A 16,084-nucleotide genomic window follows, 5' to 3' on the forward strand; every position below is an offset into this window, starting at 1 on the left:
TTATAACATGCAGTCTGCCCAATTTTTCCGTTTTCTTTCAAGAACACATTTTTAATGTCAAAGTTATGCAGAGATTATGAGTCTGCATGGGATGATCCATTTCAATATTGAGATTTCCTCTCCAAAATATATATATAATGATTAGAGTTTACTTAGTCCATCATTGAGGAGCTTGGAACATGTACAATACAATTTACCTAGTCAACTTCAGTTTTTATAAGATTATGGAGGACAATGTCAAACTGATCGATACTCATGTAAATCAGCAGGCAACAGAGAATAAAGAAAGCTTGGAGAGCCTTTTACGACTGCTTGGGTTTGAATTCATTGGCAATGATGATCTTTGGGGAGTTAGAACAGATAACATCATTATCATCGCTGAAATAAGCCAGAAAAAAAGCAGGGCCAATAAGCACTACCCATTTCAGCCGCTTTAATAGCAATCATAAAAATAGAAATGTCTTGTGCCATTTAATGAGGAGCACTGAAGTTGTACGTTGAATAAAATAACACATCAAGTTCCTGCACAACTAATGTGCAATCAGCCCCTTTCCCCATTGTTCAGTTTCAAATTCTAAGAATGGAACAATATAAATCAAGCTGGCAGTAAGCAAACGAACGAGCCTAGCCTTTGAATTAAGAAGTGTTACTGTTAACATTCTCTGTATTTTCATACATAGAATACGCAATTTCAAAAAAACCTCTAATCGGCTGCTGCTCACTCATGGGGAGTTGCTCTTTTTCAACACGGGGACTTATAAATTCAGATCAGGTTATACTATCTGTAAAAATTTTTTAAGGAGGCATCACCTATGATTGATAAAGTCTGCACCATTGGACCTGCAAGCAGCAAAGAAGAAATCCTCCAAGGGCTTGTCGAAAAAGGAATGACTATTATCAGGTTAAACATGTCACATGGCAGCCAAACAGATCATCTCGCTGTTATAGAAGCGGTTCGAAGCATAAGCAAGACAACAGGAATTGCCATCAAGATACTAGGAGATTTGCAAGGGCCGAAAATCCGCTTAGGAAAAATAACGGGAGATAAGGTATTGTTGAAGGATGGGGACAGCTTCATGCTGACCGTTGATGAAATAGATGGAGATAACACACAGGCAAGTGTTGATTACAAGGGGTTTATCCAAGATATAAAGGTTGGAAGCAGAGTCCTTATTAATGATGGTGAGGTAGAGCTTCATGTTGTTGAAACAGGGGAAAGCACCGCCAAAACGATTGTTAAAGCAGGGGGAAGCATCGCATCTCGAAAAGGTGTCAACGTTCCAGGAACATCCCTGTCGTTACCTGCTATTACAGAAAAAGACAAAGGGGATATTGAGTTTCTGTTAAAGCATGATATAGATATTATCGCATGCTCCTTTATTCGAAAAGCAAATCATTTACAGGAAATAAGAGAATATATAAAAACATTCACCAACACTCCGCCAAAGCTGATGGCAAAAATTGAGACATTAGAGGCAGTATCCAGCTTTATTGATATTTGTGAAGCAGCAGATGCTATCATGCTGGCAAGGGGTGACTTAGGTGTGGAGCTTCCTTATTATTGGATACCTCTCTTGCAAAAAGCGATACTTGCTGAATGTAATAAAAGCGGAAAATTCGTTGTGACTGCTACACAAATGCTTCAGTCTATGACAGAAAATGCTGTTCCTACAAGAGCAGAAGTAACAGATGTATTCCAAGCTGTTTTAGACGGCACAAATGGTGTAATGCTTTCAGCAGAGAGCGCTGTCGGAAAGCATCCGCTAGAAAGCATTCATGTGCTTACCACAGCAGCTGCTTTCTCTGAACGTTTTAAACAGACTATGCCTGACAGCTACACTGATCTCATCGATTTACTAAAGCAAGAACTATGATATACAGCTGGAGGATCACCCTCCAGCTGTATTGTCATTTCCTTAAAGGAAGCCACTCAAGCACATCCTGAATTTTTTTATCCCAATATCCCCATTCATGTTCTCCTGGAGAGAATTCATACGTATAGTCAAATGCAGTATGTTCACAAGCCTGCTTAAACCGCTTATTATCTTCAAATAGAAAGTCCTCTGTGCCGCAGCATTGGTAAAGGGAAGGTTTCACGTTCTGATCCTTTACCTTTTCTACAAGAGAAAATAGATCATGCTCTGTCCCTCTAATGCTGTTTTCTCCAAAGATAAGCTGATAAAGGCCACCTTCTGATCTATCTTGAAGTGTTTCTACATCCATTGCACCTGAAAGGCTGGCTGCTGCGATAAAACTATCGGGCTTATTCAGAGCCCATTTGAATGCTCCATAGCCGCCCATCGACAGGCCTGCCACAAAATTATCTTCCCTTGCTTCTGATAAAGGAAAAAAAGACCTTGCGACCATAGGCAGCTCCTCTGTCAAAAAAGTCCAATATTTGTTGCCGTAAGCCATATTTGTATAAAAACTTCTGTCAACCTGCGGCATAACTACTGCTAAGCCAAGGGGTGCCGCATAGCGCTCAATAGATGTCCTTCTTGTCCATATCGTGTGGTCATCACTCAGCCCGTGAAGTAAATAGAGTGTCTGGTGCTTATTCCCGCTGACAGTATTTTTCATGCCAATTTGTGCGTTTGTTTCCTGCGGCAGAATTACTGTCATCGAAGTGCTCAATTGCAAGCTTTCAGAGAAAAAATCACATTTAATCAATGCCATATTGCCTGTCACCTCTCCTATTATTTAAACGCTTTCACATAAGGGAATTATAGCCGTTTTTTTCCTGTTTGGGAATTCATCTGCTCTTTCCATCCCTTTCCTAAAAGAGAAATACAAGCAGGCTTAATGAAACATATTTTTTTCTGTTTTTGCAAAAGCTAAAACAGAATCCTTATCGTTATGAAGGAGAGAAAAATGTGGACATAAATTGGTATATACTGTGTGCGGCAATTCTGTCAGGGGCAGCAGGATGTACACTCGTGCTTTGGAAAAAGTTCCAGTACTATAAAACAACCCTTCTCATTCATGCCGTGCTTTCCATCCTGCTTTGTTTATTCTTTTATTTTAATGGCTTTTACCGCTATGCACTTCCCGTCAGCTATATTCTGCCAGCTGTCGTAATAAATTTCGGGCTGTTTATTACATTTCTAATTCGATTTGAACCGAAGGGAGATACATTCCGCTTCTATTTTGTCTTAATTACCTGGACCTTCAGCCTTGAAATTGTGCTGGAATACTTCGGCTTTATCCGTTTTAGAAATGGCTGGGATTTTTGGGATTCTTACAGCCTTTATTGGATTTATGCAAGAATATTTAGTCATATCGGCAAACGATTGGTCCCGATGGATGGAAGAACACCTGTCAATATTTCCAACCGAGGATTTCGTACTCTTTATTACATGACCATCTTCTTTTTCTTTATCGGACTGTTAATCTTGCTCCGAACTGCTGCCTAACATGCTAAAAGCACAGCAAAAAAAGCTTGAACAAAACGCTTCAAGCTTTTCATCACTACATAAAGGTACTTGTTTGGACAGGAAAGAGCTGACCGTCAATGGAGAAGGAGATTCTCCCTGTTTCTTCTGAAACAACGATAACCAATGCATCTGTCTGCTCTGTTATGCCGATAGCTGCTCTATGTCTTGTACCGAGTTTATCTTTCCCATTATAAAATTGAGACGTAGGAAAAATATTAGCAGCCGACACAATCATATCTTTATCAATCAATACACCGCCATCATGTAGCGGGTTCCCTGGATAGAAAATGGCTTCAAGTAGGTTGGAAGACAGTTGTGCATTTAAGGTAATCCCGGAATGGACGAAATCCTCTAAATTATCCTTTCTTTTCATAGCAATCAGCGCACCATGCCGCTTCTCCGAAAATTGCTGGGCAGATGCCGTAAGCATCTCCATATAATCTGTGAACGGCTCCAAATAGGATTGCAAATAGTAAGAGGCTGCGAAGCTGTGAATGCTTTTAAACTGCTTGTTCATTTTCTCAAAATCATTTAAAACACAGCAATCTCGTTCACCAATGGAGTCATACAGGCTATGGAGATTTGCTAATAGAGAATGCAAATCTGCTTTAAGCTGACTCTTAATAAAAAGCGGCATATTCATATCCTCTGCAGACAAGCTAACACTCCTTTTTCCTCATGCTCCTTTTTCTATACTATTTCCACTCTATTGCCTTTCTATTCAGCAGCTGCTTGTTGGTGAAGGAATGAAATTCTCCTAATAAATTTGGTTTTTTAGCATATTTACCTTTCTTATGAAGGATTTTCCACTCTATTAGCGAAATGATAGACAAGACATAACGAAACATCAACATAAGGGGTTGATTTAGATTGCAATGGAAAAAAATGATTATCTGGCTTATCGGGATAGTGATTGGCATTGGGGGATTGACTGCCTCCGTCGTTTTCGCTGTCTTGATATTCTTAGAAAAAGATAAACCTTTAGAATCAAAGAGTGAAAAGCCTGCCGTGAGTGCAGCTTCTTCTCAGTCGGCAGGGTCAGAAGATATGAGCACAGAACCAGTCCATGAACCAATGGATGAAAGCATCGTTACATTGGCTGACGGCTCAAGCGGCCATGACTTTATCTCTGATTGGCATGATTTCTATAATGAAACACTAGGCTGGGGTAAACTTGAGACAGCGGATTATACAGAACAAAAAGAAGCGGCAGAAAGCATACTGTCCCAAGCTGAGAATATGGTCATTAATAACAGTCAAATCTCTGCTGATTTAGACCTTATTAAAGAAGCGGCAAACCTTGTAGCAGCAAACGACAATCGAGATGCTATGCGCAGCCTCCATCGATACTTTCACGACTTAGACATATATTTTAATGGCTACGATTATACCCAAACTTTTGGTGTTACTTCCTTTAAAGGAGAATAACGAACAATGCCTAATTTTTTCGCCTGTTGAAGAAATTAGGCTTTTTTATTTCATTGTTATAGCGTTTATGAAAGATGTGCGTCGCAGCAGGAGACAGAGGCGGAATCAGCCAAGCCCAATTTCCAGTTATATCCCGGCCTGCCTCCACCTCCTTGCCTTCAAATATTTTAAACTGCTGTGCCGCTGTATGATGATCAACAATGGTCACACCTAATTGCCGAAATGATTCCAAAACGGCAATATTCAATTCGACAAGCGCCTTGTCTTTCCATAAAGAGGCAGACTTTTTCGTTTGAAGTCCCATTGCTTCCCCAATAGCTGGAAGCATATTATAACGGTTTTCATCAGCAAGGTTTCTTGCGCCGATTTCTGTTCCCATATACCAGCCGTTAAATGGGGCTGCAGTATAAGAAATGCCGCCAATCTCCAGCCTCATGCTCGAAATGATCGGCACAGCATACCACTGCAGCTCTAAGTCGGCGAACCAGCTATATTCCGGATGGCAGATGGGCACTTGTAATACAAGCTCTGCCGGGATTTCAACCAGCTTCGGTTTATTTTGATTGATTTGCACGACGAGCGGCAATATATCAAAATTCGTTCCCTGCCCTTTCCAGCCAAGTGTCTCACAGTATTCTGTAAAGGAGATGGAATCAGGATCTCCTACTATTCCATATTTTGTATTATAGCCAGCATAACGAAGCAATTGATGATTCAAAATATGGAAAGACTCGCCTGCTTTCTCTTGCGGAAATACAGTGATAGTCGGCCTTATTTTTCCCCCATTAGTTGCATACTCCATATGTTCAAATAATGAATTAATCATTTCCTCTTCCGATCGTACAGATCTCCTATCGATTACATGGAGATTCTTCCAAAATAATCTGCCGATACAGCGATTGCTGTTTCTCCAGGCAAGCATTGCACCATATGCCAGTTCTTCATATGTATGCTCATAGTATCCTTGGGATAAAATTTGCGATTTTATTTCTGCCAATCTACCTTCAATCCGATCATTTTGCTCCCATTCAGAGTAGCATAATTGAATAAAGGCTGAAGCTTCCTCGAATAAATCAATTTCCAACGAAAGTCCTCCTGTTTTAAAAAGTCTTTTTTATATTTTACAATTTTATGGAGAAAAACCATCATTTCAAAAACCGTCGGACAAGCTTGAGCTGCTGATCTGTATATGGAGGAAAGAGGTCTGTCATCTTTAAGCTTTTTCCCCTTTTTAAAACACTTCTCTTATGGGAAAAAGCCTCAAAGCTGTAGATACCATGATAGGAACCAATACCTGAGGTTCCAACGCCTCCGAACGGCAAATTAGGATTTGCCAAATGTGTCAGTGTATCATTTATGCTGACACCGCCAGATGGGACAGTGTTTAGCCAATACTCTTCCTCCATCTTATTTTGTGTGAAAATATACATCGCGAGAGCCTTTGGCATGCTTGTTACCTTTTTTACTGCTGCCCTTTTTTCTGAATAGCCGATAATCGGCAAGATTGGTCCAAAGATTTCATCCTGCATGGAAGGTGAATCCCAGTCAGCACTTATTATTGTTGGCTCAAGGAACCTTTCGTCTTCCTTCCCGCCACCGCCATGCACAATGCTTCCTTCTTCCGCTTTCATAATTTGCTGAAGCCGCGCAAAATGCCTCATATTAACAATTCTTCCGAAATGCTCACTTCTTTCAACTGATTCTCCATAAAAACGAGTTATCGTCTTTTTCATTTCCTCGATAAGTTCATCTTTTATACGTTCATGTGCTAACACATAATCTGGAGCGACACAGGTTTGTCCTGCATTGACTGTCTTTCCCCATATAATCTTGTCAGCAGCCAGCTTTATATCTGCCGTTTCATCAACAATTGCCGGACTTTTGCCTCCTAATTCTAACGTTACAGGAACGAGGTTTTCTGCGGCTGCCTTCATAACAAGCTTCCCAACAGCTGGACTTCCCGTAAAAAATATATAATCGAATTTCCCTTGAAGGAGTGCCTTGTTCGTTTCTACTCCTCCTTCGACTATACACACAAAACTTGGATCAAATGTGGCTGAAATCATTTCTGTTACAGTCTTTGATACAGCAGGTACTAGTTCGGACGGTTTTAAGACAGCACAGTTTCCTGCTGCGATTGCGCCAATGAGCGGTTCAATCAGAAGCTGAAACGGATAGTTGAAGGGACCAATAATCAGCACTGTGCCATACGGCTCGTGACGGATATAGCTTTTGGCTGGAAAAAGCGCTATTGGCGAGCTTACTTTTTTTATTTTTGTCCATTTTGATAAGTTTTTTATCGTATAGGTGATGCTTTGCAATACAAAGCCTATTTCTGTTGCATAGGACTCAAATGGATGCTTGCCTAAATCTGATTGCAAAGCATCTATAAGCTTTCCTTCATTATCAAGAATAGCCTGCCGTAATTTTTTAAGCTGGTTTATTCGGAAGCTAACATCTAATGTTTGTTTTGTTTCAAAAAACTCTTTACTCTTTTTTATGATTTCTTTCACTTCATACAATTCAATGTCTTTTTCGTTCATATCAGGTCCCTTTCTGAAATTAGATTATAAAAAAGGAGAATCCTTAACAGATTCTCTATGTTGTCATATGCTGTCATGCAAGATAGCCATTGCTTGTTTTAATTTCCCGATCGGTATTTGTCCAGGAGCAGAGGCTTTTTTGGCGGCGCCAAATGTAAGAGCCGAACCAAAAGCTTCGCCGGCAATACGGCTTATAGCTCCTTGTCCTCCCATTGACATAGCTATGATTGGTCTGTCCGCATATTTCTCTTTCATCGTATTTACTGCATCCAACAGTGTAATCACATCTTGCATGCTTTGCGGCATGAGTGCAATCTTAGGCAGGTCCCCGCCCAATTCCTGTGCCTTTTTCAGCCGGGCAATGATTTCTTCTTTCGCCGGTGTCTGACCAAAATCATGATTGGAAAGGATGACCGCAACTTGGTGGTCATGAGCAAACTTAATAAGCTCCACTACATCTTCTTCTTGCCCAAACAGCTCCACATCTATTAAATCAGCAGCTCCTGAACTTGCTGCCGCTTTATTTATCATACTATAAGCTTCCCGCTCAATCTCTCTTTCGCCGCCTTCCTTCTTGCTTCGGAAGGTAAAAACAAGAGGCGTATCACCGATCCAATTTCTAATATATGTGAGCGTACGAAGTACTTCGTTTACATCGTCTCCATTTTCAAAAAAGTCAACGCGCCATTCAATTACATCGACTCCTTCGCTCATCAAAAATTCTGCTTCTTCCTTAAGCTGGCTTGCTGTTTCACCAATTAATGAAACACAGATTTTGGGTATGCCTTCACCGATTGTAACAGCTCTAATTTTTAACGGTCTAACCATTTATGCACCTCTATTGTTATTGTTGATCTTCGTTTTAATTACCTTGGTTCATATAAATCCCAAGCATATTTTAAAGAATCAACAATATAATCTGCAATTTCTTCCATATCCTTGCTGTCTGTATCTACCTTCGAATGGTGGTCAGCATAAATTTGTTTCCTGCTGTTGAACAGCTCCTCCATATCATCAAGCGATTTATCCTTAAGGACAGGTCTGCTGTCAATGATAAGATTAATTCGATCCTTCCAAGAATCCCAAGATAGGTCTAGATGGATAACAATACAGTTGTCTAAGCAAGCCTGCTTAATTTCTTCCTGCAAGAAGGAACCGCCGCCAAGTGAAAGAACAAGGAGCTTTTTTTTGCTCAGCTCTGTCACCACTTGCTTTTCTTTTTCTCTGAATGCTTTTTCTCCAACCTGTTCGAAGATTTTTGAAACAGGCATGCCATACTCTTCTTCAATAACATGATCTACATCCAAAAAGTCGCGATACAGCTTTTTGGCAACTATCTTCCCTATACTTGTTTTGCCAACGCCCATAAAGCCAATGAAAACTACACTTTTTTCCCTTAATGGTACCCGATTGTTTTCCAAGATGATGCCTCCTACTATTTTCGTGACAGCAAAATATTTTTTACGTCGTATTCTACTACTCATTATAAAATAATTATAGGGCTAATCCTAGTTTATTCTTCTGAATATTCTATTGTCTGCATGCATACATATGATTGATTGGATGATGATGAAAAGAACTGCCTCTTTCTCAATCGTTGTAAAATTTTCTCCTTTATCATTCAATTCCCTGTAATAGCTGTTCTATTTTCTCTGCTGTGTAACCCCTTCCTTTCTTATCATTACAAGAATCTTTCATTTTAGCATTCTATCATTCAAAAAAAGTTATTTATAATAATTATAAAATAGTATTGATTTTTTAATTATAGATGATATTATTATGTACATAAGATAAAGAACCAACAAATTACGAGGTGATTATATGTCAAACAATAAACTAACTACTAGCTGGGGTGCACCAGTAGGAGACAACCAAAACTCTATGACTGCTGGCGACCGCGGACCAACATTAATCCAAGATGTTCATTTGCTTGAGAAATTAGCTCATTTTAACAGAGAACGTGTACCTGAGCGTGTTGTTCACGCAAAAGGAGCTGGCGCACACGGCTACTTCGAAGTGACAAATGACTTAACAAAATATACAAAAGCTAACTTCCTTAATGAAGTAGGTAAAAGAACTCCAATGTTCATTCGCTTCTCTACAGTTGCAGGTGAGCTAGGTTCTGCTGATACAGTTCGTGACCCACGCGGTTTCGCTGTTAAGTTTTATACAGAAGAAGGTAACTATGATATCGTTGGTAACAATACGCCTGTATTCTTTATCCGTGATGCAATCAAGTTCCCTGACTTTATTCATACACAAAAAAGAGATCCAAAAACACATTTGAAAAACCCTACTGCAGTTTGGGATTTCTGGTCTCATTCACCAGAATCACTGCACCAAGTTTCAATCTTGATGTCTGACCGCGGTATCCCTGCAACACTTCGCCATATGCATGGTTTCGGAAGCCATACCTTTAAATGGGTAAACAAAGAAGGCGAAGCTGTTTGGGTGAAATATCACTTCAAGACAGAGCAAGGTGTGAAAAATCTTGATGTTGCAACTGCAGCAAAATTAGCTGGTGAAAACCCAGATTATCATACAGAAGATTTATTCAATGCTATTGAAGCTGGCGACTTCCCTGCTTGGACATTATATGTACAAATCATGCCTGTTGAAGATGCTAACACATACCGCTTCGATCCATTTGATGTAACAAAAGTATGGTCTCAAAAAGACTATCCATTAATTGAAGTTGGTCGCATGGTGCTTAACCGCAACCCAGAAAACTATTTTGCTGAGGTTGAGCAAGCAACATTCTCACCTGGAACATTCGTACCAGGAGTTGAAGCATCACCAGATAAAATGCTTCAAGGCCGTCTGTTTGCATATGCTGATGCACACCGCTACCGTGTTGGTGTTAACCACAATGCACTTCCAATCAACCGTCCGCAAAGCCCTGTGAATAACTATCAACGTGATGGTCAAATGCGCTTTGACGGCAATGGCGGAGGCTCTGTATATTATGAGCCAAACAGCTTCAGCGGTCCTAAAGAATCTGCCGAGGACAAAACATCTTCATTCGCAGTTTCTGGAGTAGCTGACAGTGTTGCATATGATCACAATGACCATTACACACAAGCTGGCGATTTATACCGCTTATTATCAGAAGAAGAGCGTGCTAGATTGGTAGAAAACATTGTTGGTGCAATGAAACCAGTAGAATTAGAAGAAATCAAACTTCGTCAAATCGGACACTTCTACAAAGCAGATCCAGAATACGGAACACGCATTGCAGAAGGACTTGGCTTAGCTGTTCCTGAAGCAGTAAAATAATTAATTTCTCTCATATAAGCCCTTAACATTTATTTGTTAAGGGCTTTTTGCATTTTTTCTAAGTCAACTTAATACATATTCATTGAAAAAATCTGGTACAAGCTATACTCTTTAAATATGTAAGGGCTTTTAACATGGCCAATTTAAACCTTTAGAGGAGCTGATAAGATTGTCATTAACACTTAGCAGTACAAAAAAACTTAGCAATGGTGTAGAAATCCCTTATTTAGGCTTAGGAGTCTTTCTTGTGAAAGATCCTGCAGAATGTGAAAATGCAGTGAAAGCTGCGATTAAAAACGGCTACCGTTCCATTGATACGGCAACCCGGTATGAAAACGAAAGCTTCGTTGGCAATGCACTACAAGCAGTTGATGTGCCGAGGGAGGAATTATTCATTACAACAAAGGTATGGCTGAGCGACTTTGGCTATGAAGAAACGAAACAAGCACTGCGCCGATCATTGCAAGAAATGCAGCTTGAATATCTTGATCTTTATCTTATTCACTGGGCTGCTCCAAACTATGCCGAAACATGGCGGGCAATGGAGGATTTGTACGAGGAAGGACTTGTGAAGGCCATCGGTGTGTGTAACTTCCAAATTCACCATCTTGAAAAGCTTGCAGAAACGGCAAGAATTACACCGATGCTGAATCAGATTGAAACACATCCTTTATTCCAGCAAAAAGAATTACGCGAATATATGGAAAAGCATGGGATTGCACATGAAGCATGGGCACCGTTAGCTCAAGGCAGAGATGGACTTTTTGAAAATCCGACATTGCAAGGTATCGGAGATAAATACGGAAAATCAACAGCGCAAGTTATGCTAAGATGGCATCTTCAAAGAGATACAATCATCATTCCGAAGTCTGTTCATGAGCATCGCATTATTGAAAATGCCAATCTGTTCGACTTTACTTTAACTGATGAAGATATGAAAGCGATTGAGCAGCTTGATACTGGTTCACGTGTTTTCGGTGATCCTGATGATATTGAAAGATTAACTGCCTTACAGCAGCAATAAAAATAAAGAATGCAATGGCTAAAAAGCCGCTGCATTCTTTTTTTGCTATTCTACTGATTTTTTGTTAGTAGATGCCCACTGGTTATCAGTAGCTGTTTTTTCTTCTCTTTTACTTGTAACTTCTGCATTAGCTGCAGCCCATTGATTATTTGTTTTTGTCTTTTTTTCCTTCGCCATGATTTTGCCTCCCATGCTAATGATATAGTGATGCATAATTAGTATGAGATAAAAAAGAGCAGATTATGAACAATCACAAGCAATTTCGCAACAAACACAAACTACCATGTTCATCGCATATGTCTCCTAGATAAAGTTGCTGTTCTGTAAAGCAACTGGTGTCAGCATTTCAATTTCTTTTCCATGCACTTATTTAACTAAAGTTTACTTGACCCTATTATGTGTCAAATTGAAAATTATGATATATTGTTTGTATGAAAAATATTTCTCAAATCAGCAGAATTTCCTTAAGAGATCAAGTATACCAACAGTTAAAGCAGGCCGTAATTCATCTCGAACTCGCCCCTGGCGAAAAGATCAGCGACAAGCTTCTTGCTGAACAATTCGGCGTCAGCAGGACACCAGTAAGAGAAGCGTTGAAAAGATTGGAGGATGAGGGACTAGTCATATCTTCTCCTGGTTCAGAAACAAAGGTTAGCTTGATTGACATTGAACAGGCTAAACATGCCTTTACAGTCGTTGCAGCCTTAAATGCTTTAGCTGCAAAACTCGCTCTGCCTTATTTAACGGAAGCACACTGCAAGGAACTAATCACCTTAAATGAAGATTTTGAAAAAGCAATAATGAAAGAAGATAAATATGAAGCAATTAAAAAAGACGATCAATTTCACTCTGTGCTATTGCATGCATCCAATAATCCAGAGATTGAAATGGCGCTTGAGCGCCTTCTTCCGAAAATTAGAAGACTTGAGTTGCTTAAATTTAATAAGGTGGACGGTCTTTCATCCATCCGCCAACATAACGAAATAATTGCCTGCCTCGAAAACGGAAACCACCAGGAGCTTTCAAAGCTTGTGGAAGAAAACTGGCTGAGTCTGGCATCCTACTTAACAAAAGTATAAAAAGACCAGATGATTGAAATACCTCAATCACGCTGGTCTTTTCGTTTACCCCTCATAAGCTAGTATAGTGGAGAATAGCATCTCTTAAAAAAACAGCCGCACCTTGTTCAACCTTATCGTAATAGGCAGTAAACCGCTCATCGTCCACATACATTCTGGCAAGATTAGCATGAGCTTCTTTGCTGTAGGAATTCCAATAAAACGTGAGCCAGCGCTTATGAAGCTCTGCAGTCATTTGTGCTGCCGCACTTTGTGGATCTCCTGTTTTCATTGCTTCTTTTAATCTTTCCAACACCTCTTCCCCAAGCCTTTCTGCTTCTGTGAATTCGGCTTCTGTCATCTTCAGCAATTTCTTGTTAGACTGATCGATTGTGTCCTCCCCATACTTTTGTCGAAGCTCTTTGCCATACTTCTGTTCGTTTTCTTCGACCATTTTTTGCTTTAAACCTTCAAACCTGTCTTTATCGCTCATTCTCACTCTTCCTTTCGTCTCTTCTAACGTTTTGTCGACATTTTGAATAATCATGTCTATACGGTTTCGTTTTGCCAGGAGATTCGCCCTATGTTCCTCTAACGCTCCTTTAATATCAAAGGAAGGGGAAGAAATAATTTGTTTAATATCCTCTAAACTGACTTCAAGCTCTCGATAAATCAAGATTTGTTGAAGCAGCTCTACCTCTTTTTTTCCATATATACGGTAGCCTGATGAATTGACCCTTGCCGGCTTAAGCAGACCAATTTCATCATAATACCTTAATGTTCTGGTGCTGATTCCAGCTATTTGACTTAAGCTTTTAATCGTGTATTCCACTAAGCATCTCCTCCTGACTATTTCATCTTAAAGGTTTACGCAGCGTTAATGTAAATAGGTATTTTGAAAAAATATTATAATTTTTATTTTATTATGGCACAAAAAAAAAGGCCGGAAACCTCCAAAGCCTTTTAAATATTTCAGCGCTTAATATTTACTGTTGTTACCTCAAACTTATCATATCGATGCCTTGAAAAGGAATACTCGAACGGAACTCCATTGTTTAAAAAACCCACATGCTCTACTTCCAAGATAGGGTCATCCTTCATACATACAAGATGAGCTTGATCTAACTCATTGGACTTGCATGCCCGTATCTTACGATGTGAGCCGGCAATCGTGAGACCTAAGCTTTTCGTGATATGCTCATAAATGGAACCGTCCAATATCTCATCCGTAATGCCTGTAATAAGGGTTGTCGGCATATACGTTATCTCCATAACGTAAGGCTCCCCGTTTACAAGCCTTAACCGAATCAAATAGTAAACAGGTGTTTTCAGGTCGATAGCAAGATGTTCAGCAACGTCTTCTGATGGAAAACCAACTTCAAACTTAATGACCTTGCTTGTCACCTGCTGCCCCTCCATCAGTCTGGACAAACCTGTGACCTCATTGCTCAATACATTTACGCGGCTGTCTTGAATGGCTGATTTGACAATAAATGTGCCATGTCCTCTTTTCCGGTAAAGAAGCCCTTCAAGGACCAATGTGTCAAGCGCTCTTTTCATCGTCATCCTGCTGCAGGAAAACTCTTTCGAAAGAGTTATTTCATCAGGAATTGGCTGATCGAAAGCATAGTAGGACTCTTTAATTCTTTTCTTCATTTCTGCTGAGATTGCTTCGTACTTGTTCATGATGGAACCACCTTAAAAAATAGATAGTTATATTATAAATTTATTGGTTTGAAATTGTTAGCTATCCCAGTGTTTTTTTGAAAGATGGCTTTATAGTCCAGAATGGCGAAAACACATGTAAGGGATACGCTGCAGGGATTCACTGCTCCGAGCAGCGTAAATCCTCCTGTAAGAAATTCTAGTAAAGGGCATCTTTCTTATTTCTGTCCAACTATTCTTCCAACCATTCATCAACTACATTATGATAATGAGACTGTTTCTGATTCCTCCAGATTTTCGCCGTTTGCTGCAATAACTTCTTTGTACCAGTTGAAGCTCTTCTTTTTGTAGCGTTTTAAGTCTCTTAAATCTGTCTCTCCTCTGTTGACGAATATAAAACCATAGCGCTTCTCGAATTGTCCGCCTGAGCTTATTAAGTCTGTCGAGCCCCATGTCAGGTAGCCGAACACTTCCACTCCTTCTTCCATCGCTAGCTTCATCTGTTTAATATGTTCTCGCAAATAATCGATGCGGTAATCATCTTCAACTGTGTTTTGCTCATTCAATTCTTCTCTAACGCCAATCCCGTTTTCTGTAATAAAAATCGGCAGCCTGTATCGCGCGTACATATCCTTCAGACTAACTCTAAAACCAATAGGGTCGATCGCCCAGCCCCATTCATTCGCCTTTAAGTTCGGGTTAGGCGTGATACCTGAAATGATTGCATCCTCTTTGACTTTCTCACTGCTGACAGTCTGACTTTGATAATAGCTGATACTAATATAATCAACAGTATTTTCTTTAAGAAGTTCTGCATCGCCTTCTTCAAAATGAGGCATAATGCCTTTTCGCTCAAGATTGCTTGTCACATAGCTTGGGTATTCACCGTTTGCAAACACATCTAGATAGAAATCAACCAGCAGTTCTTTTGCTTTCATGTTGGCAATAACATCTTCTGGAAGACAGCTGTTCGGGTATGTCGTCATATACGTGACCATTCCTGCCATTTGACCACCTGGCACAAGTTCATGCAGTGCTTTGACTGCTTTTGCATGTGCAATAAAGGAATTATGTGTAACTTGATAGCGCAACGCCTCTTCATTGTCTGCTTCATCAGTAGAAACGCCCCAAAATTGAAGATTTGTTAATACAAGATTCTGCTCATTAAATGTAAGCCAATATTTGACCTTTTCCCCATAACGGGCAAAGACTGTGCGTGCATATTTTTCGAACAGGTCAACAACCTTCCTTGATGCAAACCCGTTGTATTTTTGTGCAAGTTTTAGAGGAAGATCAAAATGATATAAAGTAATAACAGGCTGAATGCCGTTTGCAATCATTTCATCAAATAAATCATCATAGAATTGCAAGCCTTCCTCGTTCGGCTCTCCTTCTCCATCAGGGAAAATCCTTGCCCATGAAATGCTTGTACGATATGCATTAAAGCCCATTTCTTTAAAAAGAGCAATATCCTCCTTATAGCGGTGATAAAAATCAACTGCAGTTTTCCAATCAGACTGCCCCTCTTTCACAGGTCTTGCATCAACAATGGAAGGACCTTTTCCGCCCTCATCCCATGCACCTTCTGTCTGGAAGCTTGTCACCGCTCCACCCCATAAAAAGCCTTCAGGAATAACAGATTTCTTTGTCATATTA

General features: G+C 39.9%; 17 protein-coding genes. 7 read left to right on the plus strand and 10 right to left on the minus strand.

Annotation, left to right across the window (positions count from 1 at the left end; translation table 11 throughout):
• The first annotated feature begins 179 nt into the window (after positions 1-179).
• A complete protein-coding gene (locus L8T27_RS16060) occupies positions 180-437 on the plus strand; it encodes a hypothetical protein (protein WP_233316541.1) in 258 nt (85 codons plus the stop codon).
• Between the two features lie 375 nt (positions 438-812).
• Positions 813-1,874: a pyruvate kinase gene (pyk, locus tag L8T27_RS16065; protein WP_237941864.1), complete on the plus strand. Its 1,062-nt coding sequence runs from the start codon at positions 813-815 to the stop codon at positions 1,872-1,874.
• Between the two features lie 34 nt (positions 1,875-1,908).
• Here the strand turns inward: pyk and L8T27_RS16070 are convergent, their stop codons facing one another.
• Positions 1,909-2,676 (minus strand): alpha/beta hydrolase, encoded by a 768-nt coding sequence (locus L8T27_RS16070; protein ID WP_233316543.1) that lies wholly within the window; start codon positions 2,674-2,676, stop codon positions 1,909-1,911.
• Between the two features lie 197 nt (positions 2,677-2,873).
• On the opposite strand from L8T27_RS16070, the gene L8T27_RS16075 reads away from it, so the two are divergent.
• Positions 2,874-3,413 carry a hypothetical protein gene (locus L8T27_RS16075; protein WP_233316544.1) on the plus strand — a complete coding sequence of 180 codons (540 nt, stop codon included), beginning with the start codon at positions 2,874-2,876 and terminating at the stop codon, positions 3,411-3,413.
• Positions 3,414-3,468: 55 nt separating this feature from the next.
• Here the strand turns inward: L8T27_RS16075 and cdaS are convergent, their stop codons facing one another.
• Complete coding sequence (gene cdaS / locus L8T27_RS16080; protein ID WP_233316545.1) at positions 3,469-4,092, minus strand: sporulation-specific diadenylate cyclase CdaS; 624 nt, start codon at positions 4,090-4,092, stop codon at positions 3,469-3,471.
• Positions 4,093-4,304: 212 nt separating this feature from the next.
• Between cdaS and L8T27_RS16085 the strand changes: the two genes are divergently transcribed.
• Positions 4,305-4,862 (plus strand): hypothetical protein, encoded by a 558-nt coding sequence (locus tag L8T27_RS16085; protein WP_233316546.1) that lies wholly within the window; start codon positions 4,305-4,307, stop codon positions 4,860-4,862.
• A gap of 10 nt (positions 4,863-4,872) precedes the next feature.
• Here the strand turns inward: L8T27_RS16085 and L8T27_RS16090 are convergent, their stop codons facing one another.
• From L8T27_RS16090 to L8T27_RS16105, 4 genes are all read right to left on the minus strand, one after another.
• Entirely contained in the window at positions 4,873-5,946 is a 1,074-nt protein-coding gene (locus L8T27_RS16090) for a nitric oxide synthase oxygenase (protein ID WP_237941865.1), read from the minus strand.
• A 61-nt stretch (positions 5,947-6,007) separates the two neighbouring features.
• A complete protein-coding gene (locus L8T27_RS16095) occupies positions 6,008-7,405 on the minus strand; it encodes an aldehyde dehydrogenase (RefSeq protein WP_237941866.1) in 1,398 nt (465 codons plus the stop codon).
• A 63-nt stretch (positions 7,406-7,468) separates the two neighbouring features.
• Complete coding sequence (aroD, locus tag L8T27_RS16100) at positions 7,469-8,233, minus strand: type I 3-dehydroquinate dehydratase (RefSeq protein ID WP_233316549.1); 765 nt, start codon at positions 8,231-8,233, stop codon at positions 7,469-7,471.
• 38 nt (positions 8,234-8,271) lie between these two features.
• Entirely contained in the window at positions 8,272-8,826 is a 555-nt protein-coding gene (locus L8T27_RS16105; protein ID WP_396953777.1) for a shikimate kinase, read from the minus strand.
• Positions 8,827-9,226: 400 nt separating this feature from the next.
• On the opposite strand from L8T27_RS16105, the gene katA reads away from it, so the two are divergent.
• Together katA and L8T27_RS16115 are read left to right on the plus strand one after the other, a co-directional pair.
• The gene (gene katA, locus L8T27_RS16110; protein ID WP_233316550.1) at positions 9,227-10,681 is read left to right on the plus strand and encodes a catalase KatA; all 1,455 of its coding nucleotides are present in this window, start codon (positions 9,227-9,229) and stop codon (positions 10,679-10,681) included.
• A 169-nt stretch (positions 10,682-10,850) separates the two neighbouring features.
• Positions 10,851-11,705: an aldo/keto reductase gene (locus L8T27_RS16115; RefSeq protein WP_233316551.1), complete on the plus strand. Its 855-nt coding sequence runs from the start codon at positions 10,851-10,853 to the stop codon at positions 11,703-11,705.
• A gap of 45 nt (positions 11,706-11,750) precedes the next feature.
• Here L8T27_RS16115 and L8T27_RS28725 read toward each other — a convergent pair whose 3' ends face one another.
• Positions 11,751-11,882, minus strand: a complete 132-nt coding sequence (locus L8T27_RS28725; protein WP_267913432.1) for a hypothetical protein — start codon at positions 11,880-11,882, stop codon at positions 11,751-11,753.
• A 254-nt stretch (positions 11,883-12,136) separates the two neighbouring features.
• On the opposite strand from L8T27_RS28725, the gene L8T27_RS16120 reads away from it, so the two are divergent.
• Entirely contained in the window at positions 12,137-12,784 is a 648-nt protein-coding gene (locus tag L8T27_RS16120) for a GntR family transcriptional regulator (protein ID WP_233316552.1), read from the plus strand.
• A gap of 52 nt (positions 12,785-12,836) precedes the next feature.
• Here the strand turns inward: L8T27_RS16120 and L8T27_RS16125 are convergent, their stop codons facing one another.
• The 3 genes from L8T27_RS16125 to L8T27_RS16135 all read right to left on the minus strand — a co-directional run bounded on the left by L8T27_RS16125 (position 12,837) and on the right by L8T27_RS16135 (position 16,080).
• Positions 12,837-13,595, minus strand: coding sequence for a MerR family transcriptional regulator (locus tag L8T27_RS16125; RefSeq protein WP_237941867.1), 759 nt, complete (start codon positions 13,593-13,595; stop codon positions 12,837-12,839).
• A 140-nt stretch (positions 13,596-13,735) separates the two neighbouring features.
• The gene (locus tag L8T27_RS16130) at positions 13,736-14,449 is read right to left on the minus strand and encodes a GntR family transcriptional regulator (protein WP_233316554.1); all 714 of its coding nucleotides are present in this window, start codon (positions 14,447-14,449) and stop codon (positions 13,736-13,738) included.
• Positions 14,450-14,688: 239 nt separating this feature from the next.
• On the minus strand, positions 14,689-16,080 hold the full coding sequence (locus tag L8T27_RS16135) for a glycoside hydrolase family 1 protein (RefSeq protein WP_233316555.1): 1,392 nt from the start codon (positions 16,078-16,080) through the stop codon (positions 14,689-14,691).
• Positions 16,081-16,084 lie beyond the last annotated feature (4 nt).

The organism is Niallia sp. Man26, from assembly GCF_022049065.2.
Lineage (GTDB): Bacteria > Bacillota > Bacilli > Bacillales > Cytobacillaceae > Niallia.